11 protein-coding genes are annotated in these 13285 nt (G+C 38.2%); 2 read left to right on the top strand and 9 right to left on the bottom strand.

Going from position 1 to position 13285, the window contains the following annotated elements:
* Positions 1-130 precede the first annotated feature (130 nt).
* The 4 genes from HMPREF2963_RS03865 to HMPREF2963_RS03850 all read right to left on the bottom strand — a co-directional run bounded on the left by HMPREF2963_RS03865 (position 131) and on the right by HMPREF2963_RS03850 (position 4998).
* Positions 131-1318, bottom strand: coding sequence for an NADH-dependent flavin oxidoreductase (locus HMPREF2963_RS03865; protein WP_070668809.1), 1188 nt, complete (start codon positions 1316-1318; stop codon positions 131-133).
* Positions 1319-1584: 266 nt separating this feature from the next.
* Positions 1585-1995 (bottom strand): peptide deformylase, encoded by a 411-nt coding sequence (locus HMPREF2963_RS03860; RefSeq protein ID WP_070668806.1) that lies wholly within the window; start codon positions 1993-1995, stop codon positions 1585-1587.
* Positions 1996-2060: 65 nt separating this feature from the next.
* The gene (gene scrK / locus HMPREF2963_RS03855) at positions 2061-2960 is read right to left on the bottom strand and encodes a fructokinase ScrK (protein ID WP_003074417.1); all 900 of its coding nucleotides are present in this window, start codon (positions 2958-2960) and stop codon (positions 2061-2063) included.
* A 139-nt stretch (positions 2961-3099) separates the two neighbouring features.
* Positions 3100-4998, bottom strand: a complete 1899-nt coding sequence (locus HMPREF2963_RS03850) for a sucrose-specific PTS transporter subunit IIBC (RefSeq protein WP_070668803.1) — start codon at positions 4996-4998, stop codon at positions 3100-3102.
* Positions 4999-5189: 191 nt separating this feature from the next.
* Between HMPREF2963_RS03850 and HMPREF2963_RS03845 the strand changes: the two genes are divergently transcribed.
* Together HMPREF2963_RS03845 and HMPREF2963_RS03840 are read left to right on the top strand one after the other, a co-directional pair.
* A complete protein-coding gene (locus HMPREF2963_RS03845) occupies positions 5190-6644 on the top strand; it encodes a sucrose-6-phosphate hydrolase (protein WP_070668800.1) in 1455 nt (484 codons plus the stop codon).
* A complete protein-coding gene (locus HMPREF2963_RS03840) occupies positions 6625-7590 on the top strand; it encodes a LacI family DNA-binding transcriptional regulator (RefSeq protein WP_006268416.1) in 966 nt (321 codons plus the stop codon). Before HMPREF2963_RS03845 ends, HMPREF2963_RS03840 begins: the two co-directional genes overlap by 20 nt.
* Positions 7591-7646: 56 nt before the next feature.
* On the opposite strand, the gene HMPREF2963_RS03835 is transcribed toward HMPREF2963_RS03840, so the two are convergent.
* From HMPREF2963_RS03835 to HMPREF2963_RS03815, 5 genes are all read right to left on the bottom strand, one after another.
* A complete protein-coding gene (locus HMPREF2963_RS03835) occupies positions 7647-8483 on the bottom strand; it encodes a Cof-type HAD-IIB family hydrolase (protein ID WP_070668797.1) in 837 nt (278 codons plus the stop codon).
* Between the two features lie 185 nt (positions 8484-8668).
* Positions 8669-9592 (bottom strand): ATP-binding cassette domain-containing protein, encoded by a 924-nt coding sequence (locus HMPREF2963_RS03830; RefSeq protein ID WP_003070566.1) that lies wholly within the window; start codon positions 9590-9592, stop codon positions 8669-8671.
* 10 nt (positions 9593-9602) lie between these two features.
* Positions 9603-10670 (bottom strand): ABC transporter ATP-binding protein, encoded by a 1068-nt coding sequence (locus HMPREF2963_RS03825; RefSeq protein WP_006268109.1) that lies wholly within the window; start codon positions 10668-10670, stop codon positions 9603-9605.
* Between the two features lie 8 nt (positions 10671-10678).
* Positions 10679-11605, bottom strand: a complete 927-nt coding sequence (gene oppC / locus HMPREF2963_RS03820) for an oligopeptide ABC transporter permease OppC (protein WP_006270263.1) — start codon at positions 11603-11605, stop codon at positions 10679-10681.
* Positions 11605-13101: an ABC transporter permease gene (locus tag HMPREF2963_RS03815; RefSeq protein WP_003070574.1), complete on the bottom strand. Its 1497-nt coding sequence runs from the start codon at positions 13099-13101 to the stop codon at positions 11605-11607. Before HMPREF2963_RS03815 ends, oppC begins: the two co-directional genes overlap by 1 nt.
* Positions 13102-13285: the final 184 nt, after the last annotated feature.

The following is a 13285-nucleotide window of genomic DNA, read 5'->3' as shown; positions in this document are numbered from 1 at the left end:
TTTTCATGAGAACTATTTTACTATAATTCAAATGAATGTCAAGTAATAAGTTTCTATGAGAACTATTTTATTAAAATAAAATAGCTGACCAAAAATTCAGCCAGCTATCCCTATTTTTTATATAAGACGTTTACTTTTCAGCACTGTCATATTTTCCAGTATGAAGCTCTGTGATACTATCATGTCCTGGCAACTCTGGTAAACCTAAAGAATCCTCACGAGTAAAGGCTTCACGCAAACCAGATGTCCAGGCGGTTTGCTCTAGTTGTTCTGGACTAATTTGGTGTACAATTTCATCACCACGACCTTCTTTTATCTTTTGCCCAAACAACGGATCAATCAATGTTCCGCGACCAACTGCAATCAAATCAGTCGGAGTCTGTGCAATCGCATCCTGCGCATCTTCCTCACTAAAGACACCACCAACAATAATTAGCTTAGTTTGATTATCTAGAATGGATTTAAAATGCTCAGCATAAGTCCGATCAGAGCCAACAGGTTTTGACGCATATCCTTCCCAGAGCGACAGATGAATGTAATCCAACTCATATTTGATGACCTCTCGAATCAAGGCTTGGGCTTCTCTATAACTATAACCGACCTCATCTTCGTGAATTTCTTCAGGACTGATCCGATAGCCTACGATAAAATCTTTTGGTGCATATTTTTCCACTACTCGTTTCACTTCTTTTACGAGCGCAAGAGGAAAAGCCATACGTTTTTCTAAAGAACCGCCCCATTTATCCTCACGCACATTTGAGAAACTTGAAAAAAATTGCTGCAAGAGATAATGATTTGCACCATGAATTTCCACTCCTGAAAAACCAGCCTCAATAGCACGCTTAGTGGCACGTCCAAAATCTTTAATAATTCCTTCAATCTCAGCATTCGTCATTTCACGAACTGGATAAGACAAAAATGAAAAATCAAGAGCACTGGGTGCCAAAACCTCCTCACCTTTAACAGCGCGACCAGAAGCCTCGCGCCCACCATGATGAATCTGTAAAATAGCTTTGTTACCATTTTTCTGCAAGGCTGCCGCAATCTTTTTAGCTCCCTCTAGATGTTCATCGGAGTAAATCCCTAATTGTTCAGGATAACCTGGTCTAGAGCAAGGTCCACCTGACTCACTCACATAATGGTATTCAGCAATCAATAATCCAGCCGCCTGCGAACGAGCATGATAATAGCGCAAGGTATCATCAGAAACGAAACCACCTTTCAAACCACTAAAGGTTAGCATTGGTGGCATAACCAAACGACTAGAAAGCTGAGCACCATGACGGAATTGAACCGTATCTATAAGACTCTTTGACATGACAAATCCTCCTTAAAATTTAAATTTTTGATTCCACTATTATTTTATTAAAACTATCATCGCAGATAATAACTCATTTAGCTAAGCATATTCCCCAGACTTCATTTCCAGCAAATCCACTTTTTGCATCACAAATCAACCATTCCCGACGCTTTTTTAAACTATAAACATTGTTCATCAAGATTCATTCGACAAAACTTACAAAATTCTAGCATTTCTTCACTATTAGTCGATTTTTTCTGACATAGCATATATTACACATTTTTCTATATCAAAATACCTTCCAAGTGATCCAATTCATGCTGGCAAATTTGTGCTGGAAAATCTTTCAAAGTTAGCGTTTGTTTTTGCCAATTCTGGTCCAAATATTCAACCATAATTTCCTTATAACGAGTCATCAAGCAACTTCCCGAAAGTGATAAACACGATTCTTCTGCTTGATAAGGAGAGGACTTCCTTTTCAAAATAGGATTGAACATAATAACAGGCACCATACCATACATAAAAATAATCGCTCGTTTTTGCACCCCAATCATATTGGCCGCCATTCCGACACACCTATCTTGATTTGCTTTTAAAGTATCTAATAAATCCTGCCCAAGTTCGATATCTTTTTCGGTCGCTAATTGCGCTTTCTGTTGTAAAAATAATAGATCTTTTACAATTGGTTTAATCATTTTCCTCCTCATAAGAAAAGAGCAAGTTCATTCAATATCCTTTTACTTGCTCTCAATTCACTTAATTATCCTTTGACTTTTTCACTGACTTTTTTAGCTAAGACAAAATTTCCAAGTGTTGCTGAGCCATTTCCAGCAACAGCTGGTGTCACAATATAGTCACGCACATCAGGTACTGGCAGATAACCATTCAAAAGAACAGTGAATTTTTCACGAACTCGATCCAGCATATGTTGTTGCGCCATGACCCCTCCACCAAAGACAACCACATCAGGACGGAAAGTCACTGTCGCTTGAATCGCTGCTTGCGCAATGTAATAAGCTTGAATATCCCAGACAGAGCTGTTGAGTTCTATATTTTCTCCTCGAATGCCAGTACGAGCCTCTAAACTAGGCCCAGCAGCCAATCCCTCCAAACAACCATTATGGAATGGACAAACACCATTAAATTCTTTCTCTACATCCATCGGGTGTTTCGCAACATAATAATGCCCCATCTCAGGATGACCTGTTCCACCAACAAATTCACCACGTTGAATAGCACCAGCACCAATACCTGTTCCAATCGTATAATAAACCAAATTTTCAATACGACCACCAGCATTGTTTCGTGCTACTATTTCACCGTACGCAGAGCTATTAACATCTGTCGTAAAGAAAATCGGCACATTCAATGCACGCCGCAAAGCACCAACAATATCAACATTTGCCCAGTGTGGCTTGGGTGTAGTTGTAATAAAACCATATGTTTTTGAATTTGGATCAATATCAATCGGTCCAAAAGAACCAATTGCCAATCCCGTCAAATTCTCAAAGCGTGAGAAAAATGCAATTGTTTTATCCAATGTTTCAATCGGTGTAGTCGTTGGAAATTGCGTTTTCTCAACCACTTCAAAATTGTCGCCACCAACTGCACAAACAAATTTTGTACCACCAGCCTCTAAGCTTCCATACAATTTTGTCATTTCAAAACCTCTTTATATTTTGTTTTATTCTCTATTCATTATAGCATATATTCATGTCACTTCTGAGTACAAATTTTAGTTATTCTTCTCTTTTTCAAAGAAAAGCGAACAAACATTCATTTGCTCGCTTTATCTTACATTAGACTTTCAACTCAATGACAGTCTCTCCCTTAGTTACTGCACCCTCTGCAACAGGAGTGACAGAAGCGTAATCAGCCGTGTTGGTAACAATCACCATGGTTGTGTCATCAAGACCAGCGGCTGCAATTTTGGCAACGTCAAATGTACCAAGAACATCACCTGCTTTAACTTTAATACCTTGAGCAACTTTTTGATCAAATCCATCACCGTTCATAGAAACTGTGTCGATCCCAATATGAATCAAAATCTCAGCTCCATTTGTCGTTTTCAATCCGTAAGCATGACCAGTTGCAAATGCGATTGTCACTTCTGCATCAGCAGGAGCATATACCACACCTTCGCTAGGTTTTACTGCGATTCCTTGTCCCATAGCACCACTTGAGAACACTGGATCATTAACATCTTTCAAATCAACGATTGAACCAACGATTGGAGAAAGGATTGTTTCGTCAGTAAGAACTGGTGCAGCAGCTTCATTCGCTTCGACTACTTCTTTAGCTTCAGTAGCTTCTTCTTTAGCATCTTTATAACCAAATGCATAAGTCAAACCAAATCCAAGACCAGTTGTTACAAGTACCATAAAGATATATTGAAGAACTTGACCATTCAAATAGAGAAGCGTACCTGGGATGATGGTAATCCCAAATCCAGTCCCAGCAAGTCCAAGAATAGAGGCTAACCAACCACCAATAGCACCGGCAGCAAGACCCAGAACGAATGGTTTACCATAACGCAAGTTCACCCCGAAAATAGCCGGCTCAGTGATTCCAAGACCTGCAGAGAGAGCTGCTGGAAATGCAAGAGCTTTTAATTTTTTAGATTTTGTTTTTACACCAACTGCAAGAGTTGCACCAGCTTGGGCTGTCATAGCAGCTGTAATAATCGCATTAAAGGCATCTTTTCCTTCATTGGCAATCAATTGCGCTTCTAATAAGTTGAAGATATGGTGAACACCTGTTACCACAATTAGTTGGTGAATCCCCCCAAGAATCAGACCAGCTAAGCCAAACGGTAAAGCAAGAATAGCTTTTGTTGCAGCAAGAATAACATTTTCAAGTGAATGGAAAATTGGACCAATGATAAAGAGACCCAGAACTGACATCACAAGGAAAGTCAAGAATGGCACAACAAGCAAATCAAGCACATCTGGAATTTTCTTATGCAACCATTTTTCAAGCTTCGCACCAAGTAGACCAATGAAGAAGGCTGGCAAAACTGAATTTTGATAACCAACGACCGGAATAAAACCAAAGAACATGATTGGCTTGGCATCACCAGAAGCAACAGCCCAAGCATTTGGAAGAGCTGTATTTACCAGCATCAAGCCAAGTACAATACCAATAACCGGATTCCCACCAAATACACGGAAAGCCGACCAAGAAATCAAAGCAGGGAAGAAAGCAAAAGCTGTATCTGTCAAAACGACTGTATAAGTATAAAAATCTGATGCAGCAAAAGCTTTTGAGGTTGTCCCAAATAATCCAAGAATCGTATCATTATTAATCGCACCACGAATCCCCATGAAAAGACCTGTTGCTACGATGGCTGGTAAGATAGGTACAAATACATCACCAAATGTACGAACAGCACGTTGGAACCAATTTCCTTTTTTAGCAGCTTCTGCTTTTTGTTCACCAGTTGAAGAAGTTGGTAAGCCAAGTGCAACCACTTCATCATATATTTTATTAACGGTACCAGTCCCAAAAATAATTTGATACTGACCTGAATTAAAGAATGCTCCTTGAACCTTCTCAAGATTCTCAACTCTGTCTTTAGCAATTTTAGCTTCATCCTTGACCATGATACGCAGACGGGTTGCACAGTGAGCAACACTACTTACATTGTCTCGTCCACCGATGGCTTCAATGACCGCTTTTGCAATGTCTTTATTTTCCATTTGCATCTCCTTATTGAAAATAATTAACTTTTATGAAAGCGATTTAATCGCTCCTACGACTATTATTTTAACATGATTTAAAAATATGTCAAGCGTTTTACAGAAATTTTATTTTTTTCTGCTAAAAAGTTGATTTTTCTAAAGAAAACGTTTACTATATAAGTAAGAAAACTATATTGGAGGATAAAAGATTGGCTTGGACAACCGAACAACGCTACAAACGTTATGAAAACTGGACAACAGATGAAATCAATCAAATAAAAGAAAATATTGAAAAATCCCCTTGGCATACTAGTTACCATGTAGAACCTCAGACAGGATTACTCAATGATCCAAACGGCTTCTCTTATTTTAATGGTAAATGGATTGTGTTCTATCAGAACTTCCCTTTTGGAGCAACCCACGGTCTAAAATGCTGGGTACAGCTCGAAAGTGATGATTTAGTCCATTTCACAGAAACTGGTGTACGAGTTCTACCAGATACGAAATTGGATAGCCACGGCGCCTACTCTGGCTCTGCTATGCAGTTTAATGACAAGCTTTTCCTTTTTTATACCGGAAATGTTCGCGATGAAAATTGGGTACGCCACCCATACCAAATTGGAGCATTGCTGGATAAAGAAGGGAAACTCGAGAAGATTGATAAAGTCTTGATTGAGCAACCAAAAGAAGCTACAGATCACTTTCGCGATCCACAGATTTTCAATTATAAAGGCCAGAGCTATGCCATTGTCGGCGGACAAACTCTGGACAAAAAAGGGTTTATCAAGCTTTATAAAGCAGTTGAAAACGACTATATAAACTGGGAAGAAGTCGGCGATTTAGACTTTGAAAATGACAATACAGCCTATATGATGGAATGCCCCAATCTTGTCTTTATTGATGAAACACCTGTTTTGCTCTACTGCCCTCAAGGTTTATCAAAAGAAGTTGCTCCTTACGACAATATTTTCCCAAACATGTATAAGATGGGTCAATCGTTTGACATAGCAAAGACAGCAATTGTCGATCCTAGTCCTCTGCAAAATTTAGATTATGGATTTGATTGCTATGCCACCCAAGCTTTCAATGCTCCAGATGGCCGTGTCTTAGCAGTCAGCTGGTTAGGTTTGCCGGATATTGCTTACCCATCTGATCGTTTTGATCATCAAGGAATTTTCTCGCTTGTCAAGGAATTAACACTAAAAAAAGGAAAACTCTATCAATATCCTGTTCAAGCAATCCAAAACCTGCGGAAAGAGAATAAAGTATTCACCAACCAAGCAAAAACAAAAAATAGCTATGAACTGGAATTAGAATTTGCAAGTGGTTCACAAACTGAAATTGTCCTCTTTGCAGATCAAAAACACAAAGGCCTCCGTATTCGCTTCGACATCAAAAATGGTCAAGTAACAATTGACCGTAGTGAAGTTGGCGAACAATATGCTCTTGAATTTGGGACAATTCGCCGCTGTATGATTGAAAACCAAACTACAACTGCCTCAATTTTCATTGATAAGTCAGTTTTTGAAATTTTTATTAACAAAGGAGAGAAAGTATTTTCAGGCCGCATTTTCCCACATAATGACCAAAACGGCATTTTTATCACTGAAGGAAATCCAACCGGAACTTACTATGAATTAGATTATGGTCGCAAAACTAACTGATGTAGCAAAACTAGCAGGGGTCAGCCCCACAACTGTTTCCCGTGTGATTAACAGAAAAGGCTACCTCTCAGAAAAAACAATCACAAAAGTAACCGAAGCTATGCGAGAATTAGGCTACAAGCCTAATAATCTCGCTCGCAGCTTACAAGGAAAATCCGCTAAATTAATTGGACTGATTTTTCCAAATATTAGTCATATATTTTATGCTGAACTCATTGATAAATTAGAACACGAGTTATTTAATAGAGGTTACAAAACAATTATCTGCAACAGCGAACACAATTCAAGCAAAGAAAAAGAGTATCTGGAGATGCTAGAAGCCAATCAAGTCGATGGCATTATCTCTGGCAGCCATAACTTGGGAATTTCGGATTATGACCGCGTAACAGCCCCTATTATCTCTTTTGACCGCAACTTGTCTCCTTCTATCCCTGTTGTATCTTCTGACAACTATGCTGGTGGGACCCTAGCCGCAGAAACATTGGTCAAATCTGGAGCTAAAAAGATCATTATGATTACCGGAAATGATAATTCCAATTCACCAACAGGTCTCCGCCATGCAGGCTTTGCCTCTGTCCTACCAACCGCTCCTATTATCAATGTATCTAGTGACTTCTCACCCATTCGCAAAGAAATGGAAATCAAAAATATCTTAAAAGATAAGAAGCCTGATGCTATTTTTGCTTCAGATGATTTAACTGCCATTTTAATCATGAAAGTCGCTCAAGAACTGGGGATCAACATCCCAGAGGAACTAAAAGTTATTGGTTATGACGGAACTTATTTTGTGGAAAATTACTATCCACAGCTCGCCACTATTCAGCAACCATTAAAAGATATAGCTTGCTTACTGGTCGATTTATTGCTGCGAAAAATTGAAGGAGAAAAAGTTCCAACAACGGGCTACTTCTTACCTGTTCACCTTTCTTCAGGAAAAAGCATTTAACACTGTAAAATAGTGAAAACCCACTTAATTTCTCCATACTTAAGTGGGTTTAGCATTTATTCCTTGTTCTTATATTTTTCTTCAAGAAGAAACTTATCAATTGCCTGCGCGCAGCCATCATGATCATTATCAGCTACGATGACATCCGCCAATCCTTTAATACTCTCATTAGCATTTCCCATAGCAATGCCCAAGCCTGCTTCACGAATCATACTTTCATCGTTATCTGCGTCACCAACAGCAATGATCTGTTCCATAGGAAGTTGCAAATATTGAGCCAGGTGAGCTAAACCTTGCCCTTTTTCAACACCCCGCGCTGTTAGTTCAAGACCACTTACTTCTGATTTTATCATGGCAATATCCTCAGATAACAAAACCTCATACGATTGATCTCGTTCATCAGCTGTTAAGTGATAGATGTTGATCTTACCAAAATTTTCTCTTTCCTTTGCTAACAAATCACAGATATTATCTACTAATACCGCTGTTTCGTCATACAGTTCAGTATAAATTTCCATATAGTAGTTCGCAATGTTCTCAAAATGAGAGCGCTGAAGATAGCCTTGTCCATTGATCATACCGACCACCATTAAATCGTGAGCTTCTGCCAACGCCTTCACTTTATCCACCACAACAGCAGGTAATGTTTGCTCCGCTAAAGTTTGCTTCATTTCCAAATCATAAATCAATGCACCACTAGCAAGAACGGCATAGCGAATCCCTTGCAAATCTTTTTTATAAAGACCTAGTTCTGACAGAGAGCGCCCTGTTGAAAGTGCAACTTGTTTTCCAGCTGAATGCGCTCTGTCAATAGCTGCAATACTACTTTTAGCAATCGTCTTTTGACGGGTTAAAAGCGTTCCATCCATGTCAAATGCAATCAATTGATACATAACATTTCTCCTTTTTTCTACTAAAATTAGTATAGCATAAAAGCTCAAAAATAGTAAAAAAGCTTAAAACCATGTTATCAAAAACGTTGGTTTTAAGCTTTTTTATTGTCGTTCATTCCTTAATTTTAACTAGAGACTAAGTTCTTATTTAACCTCTTTAATTGTCAACAAAGTTGAAGATCTATTTACAATTCTTTTTTATACTTTTCAACTTCTGCTTTATTAGCCCAGACAAAGTGTCCTGGACGAATTTCAACCATTTCTGGCTTATCTACTGAATAATCATGTTGAGCAGCATCATAAACCTTCAATACTTTCTTCCGCTCCAATATTGGGTCTGGAATTGGGACAGCAGATAGCAATGACTGCGTATAAGGATGGATTGGATTATTGAAGAGTTCTTCTGTTTCAGCCACTTCTACAATCACACCCTTATAAATAACAGCAATACGGTCTGAGATAAAACGTACAACTGATAAATCATGGGCAATGAAAAGATAAGTCAAGCCTAGATCTTTTTGGAATTTCTTAAGAAGATTCAAAACTTGTGCGCGCACAGAAACGTCAAGTGCTGAAATCGGCTCATCTGCAATCACAAAATCTGGCTCCATAACAAGCGCACGAGCAATCCCAATCCGTTGACGCTGACCACCAGAAAATTCATGCGGATAGCGGGTCAAATGCTCTGATAACAACCCTACCTCATGAATAATATCTTTCACCTTTTTCTGACGTTCTTCTTCATCTTTAAACAGATGGAAATTATACAGACCCTCTGAAATAATATAATCAACCGTCGCACGTTCATTCAAACTAGCAGCAGGGTCTTGGAAAATCATTTGAATCTTGCGAATCACTTCTGATTCTTCCTCTTTTGATTTCTTACCATTGATTCTCTTTCCATCAAAGAAGATATCTCCCTTGCTAGTATCGTTCAAACCAATAATGGCACGACCGATTGTTGTCTTACCAGAGCCGGATTCTCCTACAAGTGAAAACGTTTCTCCTTTATTGATAAAGAAATTAGCATTTTTTACAGCAACAAATTTCTTGCTTCCTTCACCGAAGGAAATTTCCAAATCTTTAACTTCTACTAATTTTTCAGGCATTTCCTTCCTCCTAAGCGTCTAAATGAGCAAAGCCCATTTTTGAGCTAATTTTTTCATGTAAATCATCAATAACAGCAGGTTTATTCACTTTTGGAGCATTTTCATGAAGCAACCACGTTTTTGCCCAATGTGTATCTGATACATAGATTTGAGGTGGTTTTTCCTCAAAATCAATTTCCATCGCATAATCTGAACGAAGAGCGAAAGCATCTCCTTGCAAGTGTGAATAAAGAGACGGCGGTGTGCCAGGAATAGAGTAAAGCTCTCCTTTATCATCTGCCAACTGTGGCAAGCTTGATAACAAGCTCCAAGTATAAGGATGACGTGGATCATAAAAGACGTCTTCTACTGTACCATACTCGACGATTTCTCCAGCATACATAACGGCAACTTTATCCGCAATACTTGCTACCACTCCAAGGTCGTGGGTGATAAAAATAGTAGTGAATTGATACTCTTGTTGCAATGATTTCAACAAATCAATGATTTGTGCTTGAATGGTAACATCAAGCGCTGTTGTAGGTTCATCACAGATTAGAATATCAGGACGACAAGCAAGCGCAATGGCAATAACGATCCGTTGACGCATTCCTCCTGAATATTGGAAAGGATACTCACTAAAACGCTTTTCAGCATCAGGAATACCGACTTTATTCATATAGTCAATAGCCATTTCCTTCGCTTCTTTTGCCGTTTTCTTTTGATGTTTTACAATAACTTCTGTAATCTGGCTACCAATCGTATTAATTGGGTCTAAACTTGTCATTGGGTCTTGGAAAATAGTCGCAATTTTAACACCACGAATAGGTTCCCAATCTTTATTGGATTTCAATTTTGTCAAATCTTGTCCACGATAGTTAATCGATCCTTGCGCTACTCGACCATTATCCTCTAACATTCCAGTAAAAGTCTTTGTTAAAACAGATTTACCAGAACCTGACTCTCCTACGAGAGCAAGAACTTCACCTTCGATGAGGTCAAGTGATACACCACGAATGGCGGTTAAGACTTTATCACGAACGTCAAATTCCACGACAATATCGCGGGCAGTCAATATTACATTTTTTTCTTGTGTCATATTTACTCCTATCTATGTGTACGTGGATCACTAGCATCCGCTAAGTTCTGACCGACAACGAATAGGGAAAGGGAAACCAAAATCAACGTTGTTAATGGAATCCAGAAAAGATATGCATTTGTTGTAACATTTTGTGAATAATCCGAAATCAAACGCCCTAAACTTGGCACCGTCACAGGAAGTCCCAAACCAAAGAAAGACAGAAAGGCTTCGTATGAAATGAAACTTGGAAGTAATTGTGAAGCAGTTGTCACAATCACAGAAACCAGCTGTGGCATAATATTTTTTACAATGATTTTAACAGTCGGTGTTCCCAAAGTGCGACTGGCAAGGTTATACTCTAAATCACGATAACGTAGAATTTGGATACGAATATTGTAAGCAATCCCAATCCAACCAGTGATGGTCATAGCAAAAATCAAATTCCAGAAACCTGCACCGATTGAGTAAGTCAAGACAATGACAATCAAAAGCGGTGGAATGTTAGAAATGATATTATAAATCTCAATCATCACACGATCGACAGTCTTTGAAATTCCCCAGATACCACCAATAACAATACCAATCACAAGGTTAATCATGGTTGCAATAACTGAAATAAGAATAGAGTTACGTGCTCCAAACCACACTCCGTCAAAGAGGGATTTTCCGTTACTATCTGTACCAAACCAATATTGGGCATTCGGTTTGATATAACGAGCACTAAAATCATTTACTTTACTTACATCATTAAAATCGAAATTTGAAAAAATCGGATAGATGAAACTCATCAAAACAATTGCAACAAGAATACCCAACATAGCAATTGTTGATTTTTTCCTTAAGAATTGACGCATAACAGATTTCCAGTAAGAATAAGCTGGTGCATCAATTATTTCAGAGGCAAAATCATCGCGTTTTACAAATGTGAACTTACTTTTATCAATTGTAGCCATTATTTACCTCCTTTTGATGTTAATTTAATACGTGGGTCAAGCATGGTCATCAGAATATCACCCAATAGAAGAGCGAAAATAGAAAGACATGTAAAGATAAATACAAGACCAACGACCATAGAATTATTAGATGCTTTAACAGAGTCAATCAGCATTTTACCCATTCCAGGGAAAGCAAAGATTGTTTCGGTCAAAGTCGCACCTGTGATAACTCCGATAATAGCACCAGGTATACTGGATACAAGTGGTACCATGGCGTTTTTAAAAATATGTTTATTTGAAATTTCTTGTTCAGAGAGGCCTTTTGCCCGTGCAAAACGAACAAAGTCTTGTGATTGCAGGTCAATCATATAACGACGAATCCAAACAGCTGTCCAAGGCGCACTCAAAAGCCCAAGAATAACTGCCGGAAGAACATAGGAACGCCAATCTCCCGCTCCCAAAATAGGGAAGGAATCCGGCAATCCAAGAGCCGAACCAATCAACCGAATGATATAAACCAAAGCGATGGTTGGCAATGACATCAAGAATGTCAAGGCTCCTGTTGAAATACTATCAAACAATGTATTCTTAAAGCGAGCCATGTAAGATCCAAGCGGAACAGCAATTAAGTAAGATAAAGCTAGACCAATCAAACCAACAATTGAAGAACTTACAATCATTGATGGATATTGGTAGTTACTTTCTGTTGCCGTATATGGATCATCTTTTCCATAATTGGCAACATCACGCGCATCGGCTTGTTTTGGAGATTTATAAGTTCTTGTATAAATGTTGACAGACGAAGTTTTCTTACCTGTCGGGAATTGAACTTCAGAAGTTTTCGTTTGTCCTTGCCCTTGCGAAATAACTTGTAAAACAGGAAGATTCGCATAAGTTGGATAAGAAATACCTAGATTTAATCTTACAAAATTTTGATGGATAAATGGAAATTGACTGTTGAAATATAACAAGTATTTATGTTTCGTTCCAGAACCAACAACAGACCAACCAATAGCAGGATCATTTTCAATACGAAGATAACGCTTCAAGTTTGGATTAGAAGCATCTTTCACAGCACCTGTATGGTCAATTTGAATCAAATTGCCATAGAAACCAAGAACGCGTTCATAAACTGGAACCTCTCGAGTTGCATAAAATTGCTTACTTTCTTTGAATTGCTGCAATTTCCAACCACGCCCCAACTTTTTGATGTAAGCTTCATAGATTTTTTTATTTGCATTAGTAGGTTCTACTGTTACAGAAGGATTCTCTTTACTAGCTTTTTCTTGTAATTCCTTCGTATCATAGTAGTCAATGTAACCCATACGCTCAAAAATTGTATTTTCATAATTAGTCTTTTTATCAGGAGTTGTAGCTATTTTATTATAGTTTGGATCCTGCTTGAAAATCAACTTTCTTGGCACCATAGTATAGATAATGGTGTAAGTCAATGTTGTTACCATGAAAATAGATACTAAAGAGCGTAAGATACGCATAAAAATATATTTCTTCATTTACCGTTTCCTTTAAAATCCCAAAAGAACTTTCTCCCCTGTTAGAGAAAGTTCTGATGAGAAGTTTATTTTACATGATCTGCTAATTCTTTGGTATTTACTGATTTAGCATGAGTCACATCAGATATTCTACTTCAATCACTATGATTAAGTTATTAAACCTAACCTGTCAGTCAAGACCGAA

Origin of the sequence: Streptococcus sp. HMSC067A03 (assembly GCF_001814295.1) — a bacterium.
GTDB classification, from domain to species: Bacteria; Bacillota; Bacilli; order Lactobacillales; family Streptococcaceae; genus Streptococcus; species Streptococcus constellatus.
This window is presented reverse-complemented; position numbering and strand designations above follow the sequence as displayed.

Coding starts and splice junctions, on each gene's coding strand:
- HMPREF2963_RS03860 (WP_070668806.1), bottom strand. CDS start 1,995: ATGATTAAACCAATTGTAAAAGATCTATTATTTTTACAACAGAAAGCG.
- HMPREF2963_RS03815 (WP_003070574.1), bottom strand. CDS start 13,101: ATGAAGAAATATATTTTTATGCGTATCTTACGCTCTTTAGTATCTATT.
- scrK (WP_003074417.1), bottom strand. CDS start 2,960: ATGACAAAATTGTATGGAAGCTTAGAGGCTGGTGGTACAAAATTTGTT.
- HMPREF2963_RS03850 (WP_070668803.1), bottom strand. CDS start 4,998: ATGGAAAATAAAGACATTGCAAAAGCGGTCATTGAAGCCATCGGTGGA.
- HMPREF2963_RS03840 (WP_006268416.1), top strand. CDS start 6,625: ATGGTCGCAAAACTAACTGATGTAGCAAAACTAGCAGGGGTCAGCCCC.
- HMPREF2963_RS03830 (WP_003070566.1), bottom strand. CDS start 9,592: ATGCCTGAAAAATTAGTAGAAGTTAAAGATTTGGAAATTTCCTTCGGT.
- HMPREF2963_RS03825 (WP_006268109.1), bottom strand. CDS start 10,670: ATGACACAAGAAAAAAATGTAATATTGACTGCCCGCGATATTGTCGTG.
- HMPREF2963_RS03865 (WP_070668809.1), bottom strand. CDS start 1,318: ATGTCAAAGAGTCTTATAGATACGGTTCAATTCCGTCATGGTGCTCAG.
- HMPREF2963_RS03835 (WP_070668797.1), bottom strand. CDS start 8,483: ATGTATCAATTGATTGCATTTGACATGGATGGAACGCTTTTAACCCGT.
- oppC (WP_006270263.1), bottom strand. CDS start 11,605: ATGGCTACAATTGATAAAAGTAAGTTCACATTTGTAAAACGCGATGAT.